18 protein-coding genes and 5 tRNA genes are annotated in these 20,379 nt (G+C 47.8%); 12 read left to right on the top strand and 11 right to left on the bottom strand.

Annotated elements, in window-relative coordinates:
* Positions 1–49 precede the first annotated feature (49 nt).
* The 10 genes from glmM to NYE68_RS01480 all read right to left on the bottom strand — a co-directional run bounded on the left by glmM (position 50) and on the right by NYE68_RS01480 (position 5,676).
* Positions 50–1,396, bottom strand: a complete 1,347-nt coding sequence (gene glmM / locus NYE68_RS01525) for a phosphoglucosamine mutase (protein ID WP_007408011.1) — start codon at positions 1,394–1,396, stop codon at positions 50–52.
* 17 nt (positions 1,397–1,413) lie between these two features.
* Positions 1,414–2,853 (bottom strand): YbbR-like domain-containing protein, encoded by a 1,440-nt coding sequence (locus tag NYE68_RS01520; RefSeq protein WP_324636170.1) that lies wholly within the window; start codon positions 2,851–2,853, stop codon positions 1,414–1,416.
* Complete coding sequence (gene cdaA / locus NYE68_RS01515) at positions 2,846–3,667, bottom strand: diadenylate cyclase CdaA (RefSeq protein WP_003156763.1); 822 nt, start codon at positions 3,665–3,667, stop codon at positions 2,846–2,848. Before cdaA ends, NYE68_RS01520 begins: the two co-directional genes overlap by 8 nt.
* 165 nt (positions 3,668–3,832) lie before the next feature.
* The gene (gene rsiW, locus NYE68_RS01510; protein ID WP_011996220.1) at positions 3,833–4,459 is read right to left on the bottom strand and encodes an anti-sigma-W factor RsiW; all 627 of its coding nucleotides are present in this window, start codon (positions 4,457–4,459) and stop codon (positions 3,833–3,835) included.
* Positions 4,460–4,472: 13 nt separating this feature from the next.
* A complete protein-coding gene (sigW, locus tag NYE68_RS01505) occupies positions 4,473–5,036 on the bottom strand; it encodes an RNA polymerase sigma factor SigW (RefSeq protein WP_039252930.1) in 564 nt (187 codons plus the stop codon).
* A 231-nt stretch (positions 5,037–5,267) separates the two neighbouring features.
* A tRNA-Gln gene (locus NYE68_RS01500) sits at positions 5,268–5,339 on the bottom strand.
* 4 nt (positions 5,340–5,343) lie between these two features.
* Positions 5,344–5,428, bottom strand: a tRNA-Tyr gene (locus NYE68_RS01495).
* Positions 5,429–5,447: 19 nt separating this feature from the next.
* Positions 5,448–5,520, bottom strand: a tRNA-Thr gene (locus NYE68_RS01490).
* 5 nt (positions 5,521–5,525) lie between these two features.
* Positions 5,526–5,601: transfer RNA gene (locus tag NYE68_RS01485), tRNA-Val, on the bottom strand.
* Positions 5,602–5,604: 3 nt separating this feature from the next.
* Positions 5,605–5,676, bottom strand: a tRNA-Glu gene (locus NYE68_RS01480).
* A 180-nt stretch (positions 5,677–5,856) separates the two neighbouring features.
* Between NYE68_RS01480 and NYE68_RS01475 the strand changes: the two genes are divergently transcribed.
* The 12 genes from NYE68_RS01475 (at position 5,857) to NYE68_RS01420 (ending at position 19,416) form a co-directional block, all read left to right on the top strand.
* On the top strand, positions 5,857–6,309 hold the full coding sequence (locus tag NYE68_RS01475; protein WP_007408014.1) for a DUF523 domain-containing protein: 453 nt from the start codon (positions 5,857–5,859) through the stop codon (positions 6,307–6,309).
* Between the two features lie 18 nt (positions 6,310–6,327).
* The gene (locus NYE68_RS01470) at positions 6,328–6,804 is read left to right on the top strand and encodes a GNAT family N-acetyltransferase (protein WP_015239057.1); all 477 of its coding nucleotides are present in this window, start codon (positions 6,328–6,330) and stop codon (positions 6,802–6,804) included.
* Between the two features lie 99 nt (positions 6,805–6,903).
* Entirely contained in the window at positions 6,904–7,833 is a 930-nt protein-coding gene (gene murQ, locus NYE68_RS01465; protein WP_015416693.1) for an N-acetylmuramic acid 6-phosphate etherase, read from the top strand.
* A 128-nt stretch (positions 7,834–7,961) separates the two neighbouring features.
* Positions 7,962–9,329, top strand: a complete 1,368-nt coding sequence (locus NYE68_RS01460) for a PTS transporter subunit EIIC (RefSeq protein ID WP_015416692.1) — start codon at positions 7,962–7,964, stop codon at positions 9,327–9,329.
* An 18-nt stretch (positions 9,330–9,347) separates the two neighbouring features.
* A complete protein-coding gene (pbp4b, locus tag NYE68_RS01455) occupies positions 9,348–10,631 on the top strand; it encodes a penicillin binding protein PBP4B (RefSeq protein ID WP_324636172.1) in 1,284 nt (427 codons plus the stop codon).
* 46 nt (positions 10,632–10,677) lie between these two features.
* Positions 10,678–12,591: a glycoside hydrolase family 3 protein gene (locus NYE68_RS01450; protein ID WP_015416690.1), complete on the top strand. Its 1,914-nt coding sequence runs from the start codon at positions 10,678–10,680 to the stop codon at positions 12,589–12,591.
* Positions 12,592–12,606: 15 nt separating this feature from the next.
* Positions 12,607–13,851, top strand: a complete 1,245-nt coding sequence (locus tag NYE68_RS01445) for a DUF1343 domain-containing protein (RefSeq protein ID WP_015416689.1) — start codon at positions 12,607–12,609, stop codon at positions 13,849–13,851.
* Between the two features lie 137 nt (positions 13,852–13,988).
* On the top strand, positions 13,989–15,584 hold the full coding sequence (locus NYE68_RS01440) for a helix-turn-helix domain-containing protein (RefSeq protein WP_324636173.1): 1,596 nt from the start codon (positions 13,989–13,991) through the stop codon (positions 15,582–15,584).
* A gap of 87 nt (positions 15,585–15,671) precedes the next feature.
* A complete protein-coding gene (locus NYE68_RS01435) occupies positions 15,672–16,628 on the top strand; it encodes an ABC transporter substrate-binding protein (protein WP_003156778.1) in 957 nt (318 codons plus the stop codon).
* Positions 16,629–16,647: 19 nt separating this feature from the next.
* Positions 16,648–17,655, top strand: coding sequence for an iron ABC transporter permease (locus NYE68_RS01430; protein WP_040238607.1), 1,008 nt, complete (start codon positions 16,648–16,650; stop codon positions 17,653–17,655).
* A 1-nt stretch (position 17,656) separates the two neighbouring features.
* Positions 17,657–18,667, top strand: coding sequence for an iron ABC transporter permease FeuC (gene feuC, locus NYE68_RS01425; RefSeq protein WP_174532764.1), 1,011 nt, complete (start codon positions 17,657–17,659; stop codon positions 18,665–18,667).
* Positions 18,664–19,416, top strand: coding sequence for an alpha/beta hydrolase-fold protein (locus NYE68_RS01420; protein WP_324636174.1), 753 nt, complete (start codon positions 18,664–18,666; stop codon positions 19,414–19,416). The genes feuC and NYE68_RS01420 overlap by 4 nt, the downstream gene beginning before the upstream one ends.
* Here NYE68_RS01420 and NYE68_RS01415 read toward each other — a convergent pair.
* Complete coding sequence (locus NYE68_RS01415; protein ID WP_094031904.1) at positions 19,405–20,346, bottom strand: bile acid:sodium symporter family protein; 942 nt, start codon at positions 20,344–20,346, stop codon at positions 19,405–19,407. The two genes, NYE68_RS01420 and NYE68_RS01415, sit on opposite strands and share 12 nt — an antisense overlap.
* Positions 20,347–20,379: the final 33 nt, after the last annotated feature.

Below are 20,379 nucleotides of genomic sequence, written 5' to 3'. Positions count from 1 at the left end.
TATTATGCTGATCGCACTTGTCTTGTTCGCTCTCTGCTTATAAACTTCGCTACTCCGCTCCCATTTCTGTCCGCACGACATCCACGATTTTTGTGACATATTCGTCACAAAGCTCTTTTGTTCTCGCTTCGGCCATCACGCGGACGAGCGGTTCGGTGCCTGACGGGCGCACTAAAATCCGGCCGTCTCCGTTCATTTCTTTTTCCACTTCAGAAATAACGGCCTTCACCTTAGCGTTTTCTTCTACCTTATATTTATCCGTCACTTTCACGTTCACTAAGAGCTGCGGGAACTTTTTCATTTCATCCGCAAGTTCTGAAAGGGTTTTGCCGGACGCCTTCAGCGTATTCACAAGCATGATCGCGGACAAAAGACCGTCGCCAGTAGTGTTGTAATCAAGGAAAATAAGGTGCCCTGACTGCTCGCCGCCGACATTATAGCCGTCTTTTTTCATCGCTTCTACGACATAGCGGTCGCCGACTGCCGTTTGAACGCTTTTGATTTCTTCTTTTTCAAGCGCTTTGTAGAAACCGAGGTTGCTCATCACAGTCGATACGACGGTATCATCCTTCAGACGGCCCTCTGATTTCAAATACTTCGCGCATATGTACATAATCTGATCACCGTCGACGATGTTTCCTTTTTCATCAACGGCAATGAGGCGGTCGCCGTCTCCGTCAAACGCAAGGCCGATATCGGCGTTTTTTTCTTTGACGAAAGCACTCAGCGCTTCCGGGTGTGTAGACCCGACGCCATCATTAATGTTTAATCCGTTCGGAGACGTCCCCATTGTAGACACGTCAGCATCGAGATCGGCAAAAAGGTGCGTCGCAATGGATGATGTCGCACCATGAGCGCAGTCAAGCGCTACATGAATGCCTGTGAAATCTTCGTCCGCCGTCTGCTTTAAAAATTGCAGATACTTTTGAACGCCTTCAAAATAATCGTTTACAAGCCCGAGGTCCGCGCCTGTCGGTCTCGGCAGCTTATCTTCCGGTTCATCCATAAGACGTTCAATCTCGGCCTCCTGCTCATCAGAAAGCTTAAAGCCGTCCCCTCCGAAAAATTTAATTCCGTTATCCTGTACGGGGTTGTGAGAAGCGGAGATCATGACGCCCGCCTCAGCATCCATGGCTTTCGTTAAATAGGATACCCCCGGCGTAGAAATAACGCCGAGGCGCATCACTTCAGCTCCGATCGATAAAAGTCCGGCGACAAGGGCTCCCTCCAGCATATGTCCGGAGATACGTGTATCACGGCCGATCAGCACTTTCGGGCGCTGCTTATCTTTGGTCAGGACATAACCGCCAAAACGCCCAACTTTAAAGGCCAGCTCTGGCGTAAGCTCGCTGTTGGCAACACCTCTTACACCATCTGTTCCAAAATACTTGCCCATTTTGTATCGCTCCTTTTTCATTCTGTTGAAGAAGAATCAGCGCTTGATCCGTCTTCATCCTGGTCTTGATTTTGATCCTGGTTTTGACTTTTATTCTGATCGCTGTCAGTGTCATCTTCCCGGTTCTTGTTCTTGTCTTTGTCTGCGTCTCCGCTTGTGCCGTTCTTATTGCCGGAATCAGCGGAGCCGCCGTCATTTTTATTTGAACTTGTGTTTTTCTTAGAAGTCAGCTTGATCTTAACCGTGTCTTTTGACAGGGACCATGTGACGTTTTGCGGGCCGTTTACTTCAAGCTTTACAGAGTGCTCTCCGTCATCCAAGTCCGAGACATTGGCATACAGTTCAATGTCCGACTTTTTCAGCGCCTTAATGTTGGCGGGAGAGCCTTTGGCCGTAATATTTATCGCCTGCGATTCAGGATCGAGAAACTCAATCTGCTGTGAGCCTCCCAGTCCGACCGTCTTGATTCCGACATTGTCAAAATCCTTTTTGTCTTCACTGTCCACTTTAACATGAAGCGTGATTTTTTCCGGTGATACCTTAGTGACACCCTTAGGAAGCGGGATATCGGCATTGATATCGGTATCTTTATCAATTTTGCCTAAATCAAGAGATACGCCGTCAATAAATTCAAGTGAATCCAGCACATCCTGCGGGCCGTAAACCGTCACCTCACTCGGATTCGAGTCAATGCTCGCAACGCTCACCCCGTCCGGAAGACTTCCCTTCCTTTCGATTTTGAAAGGAAGCTTTTTGCTCGGACTGGCTACGGGAACCGTCACTTTAATGACTGACGGTTCAACATCAACAGGAAGTGCGTTGCCGTCTTTGTCATAGACGGTCACCTTCACTTCCTTTTCAATGGTCTCATTTGCATTTTCTAGGTTCACGGATGCTTTGACAAGTGAAATGTTATCAATCACATTTTTCGAACCTGTAATCTGCACGTTTTTCGGGCTGATAATCGGCTGCTGAGGGGTATATCCCTTTTTCATTTTGCTTTTATTGTAGTATTCAACTTCCACGGGAAAACTCTCAGCCGTTTTTTCCTGGATCGTAACCGTCGTGACTGACGGGTTAATGGAGACCGACAGTCCGTCCGATATGTTTTTCGCCTTCAATTCGACCTTATGAGTCCCGGTCTTCAGCTTATTCATATCGGCGTATATCTCAAAATTCTTCGTCTGTCTCGCCTTTTTCACCGCGCTTGTCGAGCCTTTAATCGTGACATTTACGGTCTGGGGCACGCCGGTGACGACATAGTTCGCTTCATCATAGTATGCTTTTACAGGAATATCAGTAAGCGTAGCCTCGTCAGTCGTTGATGTCGGAAAAAAGGATTCCCCCGGCTTTTTCGGAGTCGGCGCCTGGTTGTTGTTAACCGCAACGTAAAGCAGCAGCGCAAAGAGCAATGCAATGATCTTTACAGCCCAGCGGTTGTTTAAGAATTTATCCATTTTTCTTGCCCCTCCAGTACCAGCGGTTAGAAGAAGTATCTCTGGCGTTTTTCTTAAACTCGGCTTCAAGCATTTCTTTCAGTGCTTCTTCCGTCAATTCTCTATGAAGGTCTCCGTTTTTGGCCACACTGATGGCGCCCGTCTCTTCAGATACAATAATGGTTAAGCTGTCCGTCACTTCACTGATGCCGACAGCCGCTCTGTGACGCGTCCCCAGCTCCTTTGAAATAAACGGGCTTTCAGAAAGCGGCAGATAACAGGCAGCCGCCGCAATCTCGTTATTTTTCATAATGACCGCTCCATCATGCAACGGTGTATTCGGGATGAAGATATTAATCAAAAGCTCCGAGCTGACCTGCGCATTAAGCGGGATGCCCGTCTCAATATAATCGCCCATTCCCGTATCGCGCTCAATGGCGATGAGTGCGCCGATGCGGCGTTTCGCCATGTAGCTGATCGATTTTGTAATCGCTTCAATTGTCTTATGCTGCGCTTCCTCCACGGGGGTTCCGCTCCTGGAAAAGAACCGGCCCCGTCCGAGCTGTTCAAGCGCCCGTCTCAGCTCAGGCTGGAATATAATGATGATCGCTAAAAATCCCCATGTTATCGCTTGGTCCATCAGCCACTGAAGCGTGCTGAGTCCCAAATATGAACTGGCCATCCGGACCAATACGATGACGACGATTCCTTTTAAAAGCTGAACCGCCTTCGTCCCGCGTATGACCATGATTAATTTATATATCACATACCAAACAAGGAGAATATCAACGGCATTGCCGAGGTATTGCAAAAATGGGATGTCCTCAAAAGCCATTTCCTCGTCCTCCAAGAATTCAGTCATTTCGTTTTTCTGTTATGAATTGTGCTGCATGAGCAATATGTACATCATATAGCGTGCTCATTATACCACATTTTGATTTCTCAAGTGAAATGAGCCAGAGCGGCGATGTACAAAAAAAGAGTAAAGCGATTATACGCTTTACTCATCTTCACTCGGATCCAAAGCGCTCACGACGCCCTGGCCCGCCGATTTCAGTTCGTACCAGACCCAGTCAAACAATTGGTTAATCTCTTCAATCTGCCCGGTGACTTGTCCGGCTGAGGCCATGTATTTTTCTCCGTTGACGACGGTCACATTGCCGTCGACTTTTCCTTCAATGAACAGCTTGCCGTTTTTTACTGTGACATCGCCCTTTACGGTCTCGCCTTCAGGGACGGTGACCGTGTGATTCTGCACGACAAGGTTCGGCTGTTTGGACACACTGAAATTGTGGTCATTATGCCAGCTGTTGAAAAAACCGCCGCCCATTAAAATCACAAAAACCGCTGCGGCTGCAATCATCGGATGAGTTTTTATCCATCGTTTTACAGAAGCGCGTTTTTTCTCTTTTGGAAGATTCGCCATAACTTTGGCAGTAAAATCAGCAGGGGCCGTGACATGCGATGTGCTTCGGACGAGTGCTACGGATTTCTCCATTTCATGAAAATGCCGTTTGCAATTCCCGCATGACTGCAAATGTTGTTTTAATACGTTTTCATCTTCAGGAAGGATATCTCCATCAAGATGCTTATGCATAAGCTGCACGATCTGTTCAGGACAGCTCATTTCATCACCCCACTTAAAGATCCCTCAATTGTTTTCTAAGAGCCTCTCTGCCTCTGTGTATCCTTGTCTTGACGGTGCCGACAGGGATATTCAGAATCTCCCCGATTTCAATTAAAGAGAGTTCGTCAATATACTTTAATACAATAACCGTTCTGTACTTGTCAGGCAGCTTTAAAATCTTTTTCTGAATTGTGTCCGACAGCTCCAATGACAATACGGCGTCTTCAGGGAGAACCCCGTCCGCGGCGATCTGCGAATACATCGTCAGCCCTTCTGTTCCCGCTACTTCTGCGTCCAGATAGTAATCAGGCTTTTTCTTGCGGATGCGGTCAATGGTCAGGTTGGTCGCAATTCTGTAAAGCCACGTTGAAAACTTTCTGTTGATATCGAAACTGTCGATATTGACATACGCTCTGATAAAAGCTTCCTGCGCAATATCTTCCGCTTCGTGAACATTGCCGAGCATGCGGTAGCAAAGCTGGTAAATCTTATCTTTATAAAGGTCAACGATTTCTGCAAACGCATTTTGATCGCCTTTTTTGACTTGCTTGATTCTTTTTTTAATCAGGTTTTCCATGTTTTATCTTACCTCTGCCCTTCACCGGTCTGTATCTATACGTTGATTGTTTTAAAAGGTTTCATTTTTTTTATTACATTTATTTTACCAAATTTCAGGCAGGGTGTAGATGGAAAATACAGAATATACTGCCTTAACAGCAGCTTAAAAATAGTATATCTGATGAACAATCAGAAATCGAAACAAAATGCTGATAAAAAAAAGACACCTTTTTGCAAAAGGTGTCTGAGACTGGGCTAGCTGGATTCGAACCAACGCATGACGGAGTCAAAGTCCGTTGCCTTACCGCTTGGCTATAGCCCAAAAATGGTGGAGGGGGGCAGATTCGAACTGCCGAACCCTGAGGGAGCGGATTTACAGTCCGCCGCGTTTAGCCACTTCGCTACCCCTCCGTATTTTTTTGAAAAACAGTGCCGGCCAGAGGACTTGAACCCCCAACCTACTGATTACAAGTCAGTTGCTCTACCAATTGAGCTAGGCCGGCAAATATGGTGGAGGATGACGGGCTCGAACCGCCGACCCTCTGCTTGTAAGGCAGATGCTCTCCCAGCTGAGCTAATCCTCCATATGACCCGTACGGGATTCGAACCCGTGTTACCGCCGTGAAAGGGCGGTGTCTTAACCGCTTGACCAACGGGCCGTTGTGTCCGCGTCGAGCTGACAAAAGTTATTATATACAGGTTGTACCCCATTTGTAAAGAGAAAAATTATTTTTTTTATTTTCAAACTTTTTTACCCGTTTTTTAACTGAAAAACTCATCCCTCCTCTCTTATTTCATTTATGATGAAAGTATCAAAATATTGAAGGGAATGGACACAGATGATCTTAGTCAGCTCTTGTCTCGGCGGTATCGAATGCAGGTATAACGGCTCTCACGCCGCTTCGGAAAAAATCCGCAGACTCGTAGAAGAAAAGAAAGCTGTTATGGTCTGCCCCGAACTTTTGGGCGGCTTCACCACTCCCCGCGAACCGGCGGAAATCATCGGCGGCACGGGCGAAGACGTGCTGAACGGAACAGCAAGAATCGTAACGGCATCAGGCGAAGACGTTACGGCTTTATATATGGATGGCGCGGAAAAAACGTTAGCATACGCAAAAGAAATAGGCGCCGCAACGGTCATCCTTAAAGAAAACAGTCCGTCCTGCGGCAGCAGCTTTATCTATGACGGCACTTTCTCAGGAAAAAAAATAATCGGAGACGGCATCACTTCCGCTCTTTTAAAACGGGCAGGCTGCCGTGTTCTATCAGAAGATGAATTGGATCAATTATAAAAAAGGAGAGTAGATATCATGGATGTAGCCCTGTCCTTTTATAAACCGGAGCATGCAGACGGACTGAACGGGTTTGTGCTGAGTGAAGAAGATAAAAAGTTCACAGCTCTCCCGAAGGATGTACTGCCGCAGGCTCTTGTCATCCGGGATCGCTACCCGACAGTCATTTTAAAAGAAGACCGCCCCGTCGGTTTTTTTATTTTACATACCTCAAAAGAAACCATTGCCCCGTATTCGAACAATGTGTCTGCCATTTTGCTGAGTGCGCTGTCCTTACATGCGCCGCATCAGGGAAAAGGTTATGCCAAACAAGCGATGCTGCAGCTCCCCGCTTTTGTCGCAAATTACTTTCCTTGGTGTGATGAAATCGTGCTTGCTGTAAACCATCGCAATCATCGTGCAAAGAACCTGTACCGGTCTTCCGGTTTTATTGATAAAGGTCGTCGCAGGATCGGCCCCATCGGTGAACAGCACATTCTGCATCATTTTTTGTGAAAGCGCTTGATTATTCATCTCACCCCTGCCGATTTTTCTTGAAACATCTATTCAGAAGCCCATATACTTCAAGTATTAACGACTTGGGAGGGTACAATCATGACAGACCGGCTTAACATTCACAGATTGACCACAGAAACCAGAAATCCGCAGACCGCTTCAATCCATCAAGCAGACACGATGGAAATTCTCCGCATCATTAACGAAGAGGATTTCAAAGTGGCTGAAGCCGTTCAGCAGGTGCTGCCCGATATTCAGATTGCCGTTCAATTCGCCCATCAATCATTACGGCGAAACGGCAGGCTGATTTATGCGGGAGCGGGCACAAGCGGCAGACTCGGTGTACTGGATGCGGTTGAATGCCCGCCTACATACAGCGTAAGTCCCGACACCGTCATCGGTCTGATGGCCGGAGGAGCAGACGCCTTTTTGCAAGCGGCTGAAGGTATAGAAGACAGCGAGGAAACCGGCGCTCTCGATCTCAAAACGATTGGGCTTACCGCAGAAGACACCGTAATCGCCATCGCGGCAAGCGGGCGCACGCCGTATGCGGCCGGTGCGCTGAAATACGCAAAAACAATCGGCGCCAAAACCGTCGCGCTCACATGCAATAAACACTCATTGATCAGCACTTATGCCGATCACAGCATTGAAGTCGTCGTCGGCCCCGAAGTGATTACAGGGTCAACACGAATGAAAGCGGCGACGGCACATAAAATGATTCTGAACATGATTTCCACGGCCGTGATGATCAAAAGCGGCAAAGTGTACGAAAATTTAATGGTGGACGTTCATGTCAGCAACGAAAAATTGAAAGAACGCGCAATCGGCATTATCCAAAGCATCACGGGCGTTCCGTACGACAAGGCAAAAGAAACGCTTGAGGCCGCAGGCAGCCATGTCAAAACGGCAATCGTCATGCTGAAGACGAATTCAGACGAAACACACGCGAAGGCACTGCTCAAAGAAGCAGACGGCTTCATTGACAAAGCCATTGAACAGCACGTTTCAAAGGAAAAAGAACGCTGATCGTTCTTTGGTGAAAAATAATGTGCTTTTACGAGCCCGCGCCGTTTTCATGATCGGCGCAGGCGCTTTTAGGACGCGTTTCAGGCACAGCTCCCCGGGAAAAATCGCACGGAAAAAGGAGGATCTCCATGAGCAAAGAGGCATTTTATCAGTCACTGGCCAAAGATATCCTGGACAATTGCGGCGGTTCATCGAATATTTCAGGCTTTACCCACTGTATGACACGCCTGAGGATTACACCTTTAGATCGGGACAAAACGGATATTGAAGCGCTGAAACAGCTTGACGGGGTAATAGGCGTCGTCGAAGCCGAAACACTGCAGATCATTCTCGGCACGGGTGTCGTCAATCATGTCGCCGACGCTTTCGCAAAACTTATGCCATCCGGAAAAAACATTGATTTAAAAGAAGCCGCCTCACGGAAAAAAGCCGATCTCAACAGAAAAAACACCACACCCATCAGACTGTTTCTGAGAAAAATATCAAGCATCTTCATTCCCCTTATTCCCGCACTCATTGCATCAGGTTTAATCACCGGTATTACGAAAGCCGTCATTCAGGCCGGCTGGCTCCCGAAAGAATCCCAAATCGCACTTATTTTAACGGTTATCGGTTCAGGCTTATTCGCTTACCTCGGCGTCCTTGTCGGCATCAATGCGGCGAAGGAATTCGGCGGGACACCTGCGATGGGCGGCCTTGCGGGCATATTGATCCTTAACCCTGAGATCGCCAATATCAGTTTGTTCGGAGAGAATCTGCTCCCTGGCAGGGGAGGATTAATCGGCGTTCTTTTCGCTGCGGTTTTTATCGCTTATACCGAACGGTTTATCAGAAAGTACGTCCATCAATCCATCGACATTATCGTCACGCCTACATTGTCTTTACTTATCACCGGGCTGGTGACATATGTCGTTTTTATCCCTGCAGGCGGTTTTATTTCTGATCTCATTACATCAGGTTTATTGTCGCTGCTGAATGTCGGGGGAGTGCTCTCAGGGTTTGTACTGGGAGCCGCCTTCCTGCCGCTTGTCGTCACCGGCCTGCATCAAGGCTTGACCCCCGTACATTTGGAATTAATCCGATCAATCGGAGATGACCCGCTTCTTCCGATTCTCGCGATGGGAGGCGCGGGTCAGGTAGGGGCGGCCTTCGCCATCTTTATGAAAACAAAAAAAGCCTCATTGAAAAGAGCGATCGGCGGCGGACTTCCATCCGGTCTGCTCGGAATCGGAGAGCCGCTCATCTTCGGCGTCACGCTCCCGCTCGGCCGGCCGTTTTTGACGGCGTGTTTAGGGGCGGGAATCGGCGGCGCCTTTCAAGCCCATTTTCAGGTGGCTACTTTTTCAATCGGTGTCTCCGGCCTTCCGCTCTCGTTTCTCGTACAGCCGGCTCAAATCGTTTTGTATATCATCGGTCTCTTCATCTCTTACGCGGCGGGCTTTGTCTTCACTTATGCGTTCGGATTTAAGGATGAAATGGCTGCTGAATTTGACTAAACCGGGAGGGATCAGAATATGAAAACACTGACAGCCGCCATACTCACAATGGTCATCAGCCTCTCTTTTCTGCCGCAGCACAAAGCCGAAGCCCAATCCAAATTATACGACGCAGCAAAGCTCAGAAAGGTTGATCAAATGATTGAAAAAGACATCGCAGAAGGATTCCCCGGAGCCGTCCTCGTCGTCGTAAAGGACGGACGGGTGATCAAAAAGAAAGCATACGGCTACAGCAAAAAATATGACGGGAACACCCTTTTATCCCGTCCGAAAAAAATGAAAACATCAACCATGTTTGATCTAGCTTCCAATACAAAAATGTACGCGGCGAATTTTGCATTACAGCGACTCGTCAGCCAGGGAAAGCTTGATGTGTATCAAAAAGTCTCGGCTTACCTTCCTGATTTCAAAGACAGAAAAAGCGATCCGATTCAAGAAAAAGACCGCATTCGCGTCATCGATGTGCTCCAGCATCAATCCGGTCTGCCGGCAAGCTTTTATTTCTATCAGCCGGACACCGCAGGCCCTTTGTATTCACAAGAACGGGATAAAACGATCCGTTTTCTCACTCAAATCCCGCTTGCATACAAACCGGGAACAAAACACGTATACAGCGATATCGGTTACATGCTTCTCGGCTGCATCATTGAAAACATAACCGGAAAAACCCTTGATGCCTATGCGGAACAAGAACTGTACAAACCGCTGAAACTGACGCACACACTGTTCAATCCGCTGCAAAAAGGCTTTAAAGAAAAAGCATTCGCAGCTACTGAACGTTTAGGCAACACACGTGACGGAGTCATCCATTTTCCTCACATCAGGACGTATACGCTGCAGGGGGAAGTTCACGATGAAAAAGCATTTTACTCAATGGGAGGGGTGTCCGGTCACGCCGGGCTGTTTTCCAGAGCTGACGACATGGCCGTCCTTCTTCAAGTCATGCTGAACGGAGGCAGTTATAAACACGTTTCTCTCTTCAATAAAAGAACGGCCGATTTGTTCACAACGGCGGCATCCTCTGATCCGACTTTCGCTCTCGGCTGGCGGAAAAACGGCAGCCTGGATATGGAGTGGATGTTCGGCCCTTATGCAAGCAGGCAGGCATACGGCCATACGGGATGGACCGGCACCGTCACGATTATTGATCCCGCTTATAAGCTGGGGATCGCACTTTTGACCAATAAAAAGCATTCCCCCGTCGTCAGTCCCGGTGAAAACCCGAATGTTTTTGAAGGGGATCTTTTTCCGACCGGAAGCTACGGCAGCGTCATAAAAACGATTTATGAAGCCATTGAATGACAACCCATGTCTTTTGTCCAAACTATGACGGCAGGAGGGCACCATCATGAAACTTGTCATCTCAGCTGTATTACTGTTGTTCATTGTTTTCGGCACGCATCATGCATCGACAAAACCGGACATTCCGTCACAGGCGGAACAAGCGGTATCCCGTATGACATTAGATGAAAAATTAGGGCAGATGCTCATGCCTGATTTTCGCAATTGGCAAAAAAAGGGGCAGTCATCACCTGAGGCTCTTACCAAAATGAATGACGAAGTCGCAGGGCTTATTCAAAAGTACCGGTTCGGCGGCGTTATCTTATTTGCAGAAAATGTAAAAAACACTGAACAAACGGTACGCCTGACAGATGCCTTTCAAAAGGCGAGCCCTGACATTCCGCTATTATTAAGCATTGATCAGGAGGGCGGCATCGTAACCAGACTTGGTGAGGGCACTCATTTCCCAGGCAATATGGCGCTCGGAGCCGCTAGAAAAACAGCCTACGCGTCCCAGACCGGCGCCATTATCGGGAAAGAACTGAAAGCACTGGGCATTAATACGAACTTCGCTCCCGTTCTCGATATCAATAATAATCCCGGAAACCCTGTCATCGGCGTCAGGTCGTTCAGTTCAGACCGAGATCTGACAGCTTCACTCGGTCTTGCCTCAATAAAGGCTCAGCAAAAGCAGGATGTCGCTGCCGCCGTCAAACATTTCCCGGGACACGGCGACACGGATGTCGACAGCCACTACGGCCTTCCGCTTGTCACCCACAATCAAGAAAGGCTGCGTCAGATTGAACTTTATCCGTTCCGGAAGGCCATTCAGGCCGGAGCTGATATGATCATGACAGCCCATGTGCAATTTCCCGCGTTTGACGATACAACCTATAAAAGCAAGCTGGACGGTTCAGACATCCTCGTACCCGCCACGCTCTCGAAAAAAGTGATGACTCATCTTCTCCGTGAGGAAATGGGCTTTAACGGCGTCATCGTCACGGATGCATTAAATATGAAAGCCATTGCCGATCATTTCGGCCAGGAAGAGGCGGTCGTCATGGCCGTAAAAGCAGGCGTCGATATTGCCCTGATGCCGGCCCAAGTGACATCGCTGCAAACGGAAAACCGCTTTGCCCGGGTTCATTCCGCTTTAAAAAAGGCAGTACAAAAAGGGGATATTCCGCTGCAGCAAATTAACAAATCGGCGGAACGCATCATTTCCCTGAAAATAAAACGAGGGATATATCCCGCACCGAAAGAGACAAATCTGAAAAAGAAGATTGCAAAAGCAAAGAAAACCGTCGGCAGCAAAAATCACCTGAAAGCTGAAAAACAAATCGCGGAAAGGTCCGTCACCGTCTTACAAAACAAAAACCGCACCCTCCCATTCAAACCGAAAAAGAACAGCCGCGTTCTCATTGCAGCTCCATATGAAGATCAAACAGCGTCAATGGAACAAACCATTCGGCAGCTCATCAAGAAGAAAAAAATCCGGCCGGTAACCATCAGTAAAATGAACTTCGCCGAACGCACATTTCATGATGAACACAAAAAGCAGATATCTGACGCTGATTACGTGATTACAGGCTCATATGTTGTGAAAAATGATCCTGTCGTAAACGACGGCGTGATTGACGATTCCGTTACAGATCCCGGCAAGTGGACGACTGCATTTCCGCGGGCCGTCATGAAAGCCGCACAATCGAACCAAAAACCCTTTGTGCTGATGAGCCTGCGTAATCCATATGACGCTGCGAACTTTGAAGAAGCTGAAGCCCTTATGGCAGTCTACGGCTTTAAAGGATATACAGACGGACAATTTCTCCAGCCAAACATTCCGGCAGGTATTGAAGCGATATTCGGACAGACAACACCGCAAGGCAGGCTGCCCGCTGACATTCCTTCCGTCACGCATCCGGGAACGACACTGTATCCTTATGGTTTCGGTATCAATCTGAAGACCGGAAAACCGCTTTAAACAGGAGGACTGATCATGAAAACACAAACGGCTGCGCTTCTTGCCGGATTAGTCGTCATCAGTGCTATGACGGCAGTCTCGGCGGCTTCTGACAGAAACCTTCATACCGCCAAGAAACCAAGCATCCAAACAGGCATCGACCGCCTGCTGAAAGATTATAAACAGGAACTGAAGGGAAAAAGGGTCGGGCTGATCACCAACCCGACCGGTGTGAACGCGTCATTGAAAAGCAGCGTTGACGTGCTGTATGAGGCGCCAGACATCCACTTGACCGCATTATTCGGACCGGAGCACGGTGTCCGCGGCGATGCTCAGGCCGGAGACAAAGTCACATCCTATATAGACGAAAAAACAGGGCTTCCCGTCTACAGCCTATACGGGGAAACGAGGAAACCGACGCCTGACATGCTGAAAGATACAGATGTACTGATTTTCGATATTCAGGATGTCGGAACGCGATACTACACCTACATTTATACAATGGCCTATGCAATGGAAGCGGCAAAAGAAAAAGGCATTCCTTTTTATGTCTTGGACCGGCCGAATCCGCAAGGCGGACGAAATCCGGACGGCCCGGTTCTTGAACCGGATTACGCTTCATTTGTCGGACTGTATCCGATCCCGCTGAGGCACGGCATGACGATCGGTGAGCTTGCTCTTTTATTCAATAAAGAGTTTCATATTGGCGCCGACCTCACCGTCGTAAAAATGAAGCGCTGGAAGCGGACGATGACGATTGAAGATACCGGTCTGCCGTTCGTCCTCCCTTCGCCTAATATCCCGACTCCGGACAGCATATTCGCATATTCGGCGACAGGACTAATCGAAGGCACAAACGTATCCGAAGGAAGGGGCACGACAAAGCCGTTTGAACTGATCGGCGCGCCTTATATGAAAAGCACCGAGCTCGAAGAACGCCTGAACAGTCTCAAGCTTCCGGGCGTCACCTTCAGAGCCGCATCATTTATCCCCAGCTTCTCCAAGCACCAGGGCAAGCTGTGCCACGGCGTACAAGTCTACGTAACAAACAGAAACACATTTGAAGCGGCAAAAACAGGGCTTTCCATTCTGAAAACCATGCATGACTTATATCCGAATGACTTTTCATTCTTGCCGACAGGCTCTTTTGACAAGTTGATCGGTAACGGCTGGGTACGCAAAAAAATAGAAAAAGGCACTTCCATTGAAGACATCACCGGCACATATCAACGCCGGCTGGACCAATTCAAAACTCTAAGAAAACAATACCTCATATACTGACAACATTCGTGTTACACGTGTAACATTTTGACGCATTTCACATTTCCGCTTTTTATAGGAAAACATTCATTTATTTGGTACAATTTAAATGATAACAGTTATCATTTAAATGAATGTTTCCTAAAAGGTGGTTTCTCATGAAAAACACATTATTCTTTCAGCCCATTGATATCATCTCCGTAAAAAAAACAGCCGACCTTCTGTCAGAGCATCAGCTCACTGATTCCCCCGTATTGATCTTTCATGTGAAAGGCGAGGGACAAATTGATATCGGAACAGACAGCTTTCCGCTGCAGAAGGAAACGCTCTACATCTGTCCTTGTGATGAGACATTCAATATTGCCCCTATACCGTCAGGCGGCGTCCATTTGTATATCGTCAGACTCCGTGTTTTCTCCTATTCATCAGATGATGAAGCGATGCTTCCGGATAACGGGGAAGACATCTTCCACGGACTTCAGCAAATGAATTTACAAACGGTTGATCATTTGACAAGCCGGCTTCAGTCACTTTCTGAAAATGCGCGATCGGCGGATAGATTGCAGAAAATGAAATATACAGCCGACTTTCAGCAGCTGATGTACGACCTTTATGCCGCAAAAGTATGCCATCAAAATAATACGAAAGCGGCGATCGAACAGACAAAACAATTCATACATGCTCAATCCGACACAAAAATCACGCTCACCCAGCTCGCTCATATGGCGGGAATCAGTCCCAAGCATTACAGTGAAACCTTTAAAAAACTATACGGGCAGAGCGTAACTGAATATATCACAGACATCCGCATAACCAATGCGAAAAAACTGATGGCCAAGGCAAACTGCAAACTGCGGGAAATCGCTCATCAAATCGGCTACCAAGATGAATTTTATTTCAGCCGCATCTTTAAAAAACGTACCGGCAGCTCACCCACAAGCTATATGAAAAAAAGGCGCACAAAAATGGCCGCGTACGGAAAAGAAACGATGGGGCATCTGATTCCTCTGCATCACGTGCCTTATGCTGCGGCGCTGCACCCGAAATGGACGGCCTATTATTACAAACAATTCTCTTCCGATATTCCGGTTCACCTGAGTGCTTACCGCTATAATGCAAATTGGGAAGAGAACCTGCACACGCTTTCCCAAGCTGCCCCGGACATCATTTTCAGTCTTGATTCTGTCAGTGAAGAAGAAAAACAGCGCCTGAATGACATCACTGACGTTTTTTACCTTCCGGCTCAAGAAAATTGGAGAGACCAGTTTCTTCGCACAGCCGCATATTTGAATGAAGAGCAGGAAGCGCGGCACTGGCTTAAAGCTTATCAAAGTCTCGCCCATTCAGCGAAAGATGCTCTGAAACACGTGCGGCATCAGCGGTTCTTATTTGTCCGTGTATATAAAGAAAATATGTACATCGCCCATAACAACAGTATTGAGGATGTCTTCTTCGGTGATTTAGGCTTTGCCTCCGCAAAACCGGAATCTTTTGCTCCTGACGAAAAGATTTCCTTGGACATGCTGGCGGATTGCCAGGCTGACTGCATCATGCTTTTCACTTGTAAAGAACCGGAAACGCTTCGTTATTTTCAGCGGATTCAGCAGACCGGGATATGGCAGAACCTTAGAGCCGTCAGCAATAAACGCGTGTTTCCTATATCATCTGACCCGTGGATTGAATATTCTCCAAGCGGACATCAGCGGATGATCGAGCAAAGCATTTCTATTTTTTCCGAAGATCGTCCATGGTAATGCCGGAAATTATCCATGGTCTTATCCCTGTTCATTCTCTATAATTCCAATTGATAATAGTTATCAATTGAACAGGAGGAACAATAGATGAAGAAATTGGCATTCGCTTTCATGATTTTGCTTTTGGCTTTCACGGCCGCGGCTTGCGGAAGCTCAGAAACATCTGATACAGCAAGTAAAGGAAAGGACGCTTCTTCAGATAAAAAGAAAATCGAATATCTCGGAAAAACATATGAAGTCAAAGCGCCGACTGACAAAATCGCCATTACAGGCAGCGTAGAATCAATGGAAGACGCCAAATTGCTTGACGTTCATCCGGCAGGAGCAATTTCTTTCTCCGGCAAATTCCCGGAACTGTTTAAAGATATTACAGATAAATCCGTATCTACGGGAGAAAAAATGCAGCCGAATATGGAAAAAATTCTTGAGCTGCAGCCGGACGTCATTCTGGCATCAACCAAATTCCCGGAAAAAACGCTGAAAAAATTGAGCGGCACCGCTGAAACGATCCCTGTCTCTCATATCTCATCAAACTGGAAAGAAAACATGATGCTGCTCGCCCAGCTTACAGATAAAGAGAAAAAAGCGAAAAAAATCATCGCAGATTACGAACAGGACCTGAAAAAGACAAAAACAAAGATCAACAGCAAAGCGAAACAGTCAAACGCGCTGGTCATCAGAATCAGACAAGGCAATATTTATATTTATCCTGAACAAGTATATTTCAACTCCACGCTTTACGGTGATTTAGGCCTGAAGGCGCCGGACGAAGTCAAAGCGGCGAAAGCGCAGGAACTGATTTCTCTTGAAAAATTAAGCGAAATGAACCCTGACCATATCTTCGTACAATTCTCTGATGACGAAAACGCAGATAAGCCGGACGCTTTGAAAGACTTAGAGAAAAATCCGATCTGGAAGAGCCTGAAGGCAGTCAAAAAAGACCATGTATACGTCAATACGATTGATCCGTTAGCCCAAGGCGGAACCGCGTGGAGTAAAATCAGCTTCTTACAGGTTGCGGCTGACAAATTGACTCAAGACTAATAAAGAGTAGGTTTTTCACATGTATGCAAAACGGCGGACACACATGATTATCATTGCTTCACCGATTGCCATTGTTCTGTCACTGCTGCTTTCCGTTTTATACGGCGCAAAGCAGCTTGACATCCATACCGTGTTCTCCGCATTGCTGCACTTTAATCCGGAGAATACCGACCATCAGATCATATGGCATTCAAGAATCCCGAGGGCTGCCGGCGCTATGTTTATCGGCGCAGCCCTTGCTGTTTCCGGAGCGCTCATGCAGGGAATCACACGGAACTATCTGGCCTCGCCTTCAATCATGGGTGTGTCGGACGGCTCCGCTTTTATCATCACCCTTTGCATGGTATTGCTCCCTCAATCGACATCCATTGAAATGATCATATACTCGTTTATCGGTTCCGCATTCGGCGCTGCTCTTGTTTTCGGGCTGGCCTCCATTCTTCCCGGCGGTTTTACCCCGGTGCAGCTTGCCATCATCGGAACGGTGACAAGTATGCTTCTCAGCAGTCTGTCGGCTGCGCTTTCGATTTATTTTCAAATTTCGCAGGATCTCAGTTTTTGGTACAGTGCGAGACTGCATCAAATGAACCCTGATTTTTTGAAACTGGCCGTCCCGTTTTTTGCGATCGGAATCATCACGGCCATGATTCTCAGCAAAAAGGTCACTGCCGTATCATTAGGAGACGACATTTCAAAAAGTCTGGGACAGCAGAAAAGAACCATCAAACTCATGGCGATGACGGCCGTTGTCATATTGACCGGAAGCTCGGTGGCACTCGCCGGAAAAATTGCATTTGTCGGTTTGGTCGTTCCGCACATTACACGTTTTCTCGTCGGATCGGACTACAGCAGGCTGATCCCATGCGCGTGCATCATCGGCGGCGTCTTCCTGACCCTTTGCGATCTTGCCAGCCGATTCATCAATTATCCGTTTGAGACGCCTATTGAAGTTGTCACTTCTATCATCGGTGTTCCTTTCTTTCTTTATTTGATTAAAAGAAAAGGAGGGGATCAGCGTGGTGCGTAAAATGGCCGGAATTTATATCATTCTGATTGCTCTCATATTGCTCGTAAGCTATTTCAGCACGACAAGCGGTTCTTTTTCCGCAAAGCCGGGTGAACTGCTCAGTACGCTTTTCCGCATCCATCCGAATCCGCAATATGACATTTTGCTGTTTCAGCTGAGGCTGCCGCGCATTGTCATGGCTGCTGCCATCGGACTCGGGTTGGGGATAGCCGGAGCCGTTATTCAGGCCATTACCAAAAACGGTCTTGCCGATCCCGGTATTTTGGGCATTAATGCAGGAGCCGGAGCCGGAATCGTCACGTTTATGCTTCTGTTTCAGGGACAATCTGAAGCGACGGCACTTGCCTCTGCGATGGGTATGCCTGTCTTCGGCCTCATCGGAGGATTGATGGCGGCCGTGCTGATCTATATTTTCGCCTGGCACCGGGGGCATCTGGAATCGGGCAGAATTATTCTCGTCGGGATCGCCATGAATTCCGGATTCAGCGCGCTGTCTTTATTTCTTTCATTAAAAATGGACCCGCAGGATTATGAGATGGCGATGGTTTGGAAAAACGGCAGCATCTGGTCGGCAAACTGGTTGACCATTACGGCGATCCTTCCGTGGCTGATCGTGTTCATTCCTCTGCTTATGGCGAAAACGTCATTGCTGGATACCATTCGTTTCGATGAGGACACGGTGAAAAGCCTCGGTGTTTCAACCAATAAAGAAAAAACGATTTTACTCATTGCCTGCATCGCTTTGATCAGCGCATGTGTAACCGCAGCGGGCAGCATGGCATTTGTCGGACTGATCGCGCCCCATATTTCCCGCAGGCTCGCCGGGATTGAGCACAGATACTCATTACCGGTCAGCGGATTGGTCGGTATGCTCCTCGTCATATCCGCCGACTTTGCGGGCAAATTGTTCTTTCAGCCTTCAGAAGTGCCGGCGGGAATTATTCTTGCGATTCTCGGCGTTCCTTATTTCTTTTTTCTTCTGTTTAAGCAAAAGAAGGGGCTGGATGCATGAGAGGCACCCTTACAGAACACCGGATAAACGGAAAGGAATGCACTGTGTATCTTCCTCCCTCCTATTCGGTTCAAACAGGGGCTCTACCCTGTGTGTACGTACTGGACGGGCGTTCTTTGTTTTTAGAACAGATGGATAAGCTTGAATCCCAATTTGCGAACGGAACACTTCCCGAATTGATTTTCATCGGCATCAAACCGGCTGACAGGCTCGATGAGTACACGCCGTGGCCCGCGCCCTCCCTGAGCCCTGCGTTTCATGATTTCGGCGGCAAAGGGAGGCTCTTTCTCGAGGAGCTGACAAATGTCATCATTCCCACTGTTGAAGATATGCATCACATTTCTGCACATCTGGAAACGAGAGGACTGATCGGCGCGTCATTAGGCGGACTGTTTTCGATATACGCGATGCTCCAAAAGCCTGAAACATTCGGCAGAATCGGTTGTATTTCCGGTTCCTTCTGGTATGAAAAATCAGCAGATTATGTCCGCTCCGCATCTTTGCGTCCGGCACGGCGGCGTATCTTTATGTCTGTCGGCAGCCGCGAAGCTGAGCATAAAAACAACATCCAAAACAACATGATCCGACTAAATAAAGACGTGTACGAAAGCCTCAAGCAAAAAGGCTTTTCTCAATCTCAGCTCTCTTTCACGATCGAAGAGGGCGCCGTGCACCATCAAGAAGCATTCAAACGACAATTCAATGCAGCACTAAGCTGGCTGTACGGAAAAAACCGCTCACGTAGCTGAGCGGTTTTTTTCATACTTCATCACGACCGGCTTAAGTTCAAAGCGTCTCAGCAAATAGCCGAACAAAGCGGCAAGGATTTGCTGAAAAAGCATCCCGATGACGACCGGAACCGCCACTTGAGACGGAAAAAAAGAAACGGCGAGAACGGCTCCGGCGCTGATATTGCGCATGCCCCCCGTATAAATCAGAGACACAATTTCATCCTGGCTCCGCTTCATCAGCCTTCCGATCAGCCATGCCACGGCATAACCCGTCATGGCAATAAAAAATACCATGCCAGCGATGCCCGCAAATTTGATATCCACGTGCGTGACATACGGCGCGATTTCCGAACTGTTAATGGCAATGACAATCATCAGACAGATTTTTGAAAAAGGAGACAGCGACCGGCTTATTGCCTGAGTCCTTACCGGCGGGGAAAACTGGTTGACTATCATCCCTGCGATGGATGGAATCACCACCATCTCCGCCAGCCCTTTCATCATTCCCCACACATCCATCTGAACATTCGCCCCGGCCAGGACAGACAGGCTTAGCGGTACGATAAAAGGAGAAAGCACGGTATCAACCAGGATAATAGACAGCGTCAATCCGACATTCCCCTTATACATCGCAGCCCAAATCAAACTCGTAATTCCGGTCGGAATCACCACACCCATAATCAGCCCCGTCACAGTTAAAGGGTCACCGCTGAAAATCAGATGGCCGCTTCCCCATGCAAAAACAGGCATGAAAATATGCAGAACAAACAATGCCATGATCATCGGGAGCGGCTTCTCGATACTGCGCTTCAGCGAATGAAAATTGGCACTCAGACTGCCCGTAAATGTAATAAATGCAAATATCCACGGCACAGCGCCGGCCATCCAGCTGATATGCTGAGATAACAGCACACCCGCCGCCACACTTGACGGAGTCAAAAGCGGCATGATTCTCCCCAACACTTGGTTCAACTTCTGAAG

The sequence above is a fragment of the Bacillus sp. FSL R5-0447 genome (assembly GCF_038606125.1).
GTDB classification, from domain to species: domain Bacteria; phylum Bacillota; class Bacilli; order Bacillales; family Bacillaceae; genus Bacillus; species Bacillus velezensis.
This window is presented reverse-complemented; position numbering and strand designations above follow the sequence as displayed.

Excerpts from the sequence above, each read along its gene's own strand:
- sigW (WP_039252930.1), bottom strand. The coding sequence starts at position 5,036 with ATGGAAAACCTGATTAAAAAAAGAATCAAGCAAGTCAAAAAAGGCGAT.
- feuC (WP_174532764.1), top strand. The coding sequence starts at position 17,657 with ATGGCCGGAATTTATATCATTCTGATTGCTCTCATATTGCTCGTAAGC.
- rsiW (WP_011996220.1), bottom strand. The coding sequence starts at position 4,459 with ATGAGCTGTCCTGAACAGATCGTGCAGCTTATGCATAAGCATCTTGAT.
- NYE68_RS01520 (WP_324636170.1), bottom strand. The coding sequence starts at position 2,853 with ATGGATAAATTCTTAAACAACCGCTGGGCTGTAAAGATCATTGCATTG.
- NYE68_RS01460 (WP_015416692.1), top strand. The coding sequence starts at position 7,962 with ATGAGCAAAGAGGCATTTTATCAGTCACTGGCCAAAGATATCCTGGAC.
- NYE68_RS01470 (WP_015239057.1), top strand. The coding sequence starts at position 6,328 with ATGGATGTAGCCCTGTCCTTTTATAAACCGGAGCATGCAGACGGACTG.
- NYE68_RS01445 (WP_015416689.1), top strand. The coding sequence starts at position 12,607 with ATGAAAACACAAACGGCTGCGCTTCTTGCCGGATTAGTCGTCATCAGT.
- NYE68_RS01420 (WP_324636174.1), top strand. The coding sequence starts at position 18,664 with ATGAGAGGCACCCTTACAGAACACCGGATAAACGGAAAGGAATGCACT.
- NYE68_RS01435 (WP_003156778.1), top strand. The coding sequence starts at position 15,672 with ATGAAGAAATTGGCATTCGCTTTCATGATTTTGCTTTTGGCTTTCACG.
- glmM (WP_007408011.1), bottom strand. The coding sequence starts at position 1,396 with ATGGGCAAGTATTTTGGAACAGATGGTGTAAGAGGTGTTGCCAACAGC.
- NYE68_RS01440 (WP_324636173.1), top strand. The coding sequence starts at position 13,989 with ATGAAAAACACATTATTCTTTCAGCCCATTGATATCATCTCCGTAAAA.
- NYE68_RS01415 (WP_094031904.1), bottom strand. The coding sequence starts at position 20,346 with ATGCCGCTTTTGACTCCGTCAAGTGTGGCGGCGGGTGTGCTGTTATCT.
- NYE68_RS01450 (WP_015416690.1), top strand. The coding sequence starts at position 10,678 with ATGAAACTTGTCATCTCAGCTGTATTACTGTTGTTCATTGTTTTCGGC.
- NYE68_RS01430 (WP_040238607.1), top strand. The coding sequence starts at position 16,648 with ATGTATGCAAAACGGCGGACACACATGATTATCATTGCTTCACCGATT.
- murQ (WP_015416693.1), top strand. The coding sequence starts at position 6,904 with ATGACAGACCGGCTTAACATTCACAGATTGACCACAGAAACCAGAAAT.
- cdaA (WP_003156763.1), bottom strand. The coding sequence starts at position 3,667 with ATGGCTTTTGAGGACATCCCATTTTTGCAATACCTCGGCAATGCCGTT.
- NYE68_RS01475 (WP_007408014.1), top strand. The coding sequence starts at position 5,857 with ATGATCTTAGTCAGCTCTTGTCTCGGCGGTATCGAATGCAGGTATAAC.
- pbp4b (WP_324636172.1), top strand. The coding sequence starts at position 9,348 with ATGAAAACACTGACAGCCGCCATACTCACAATGGTCATCAGCCTCTCT.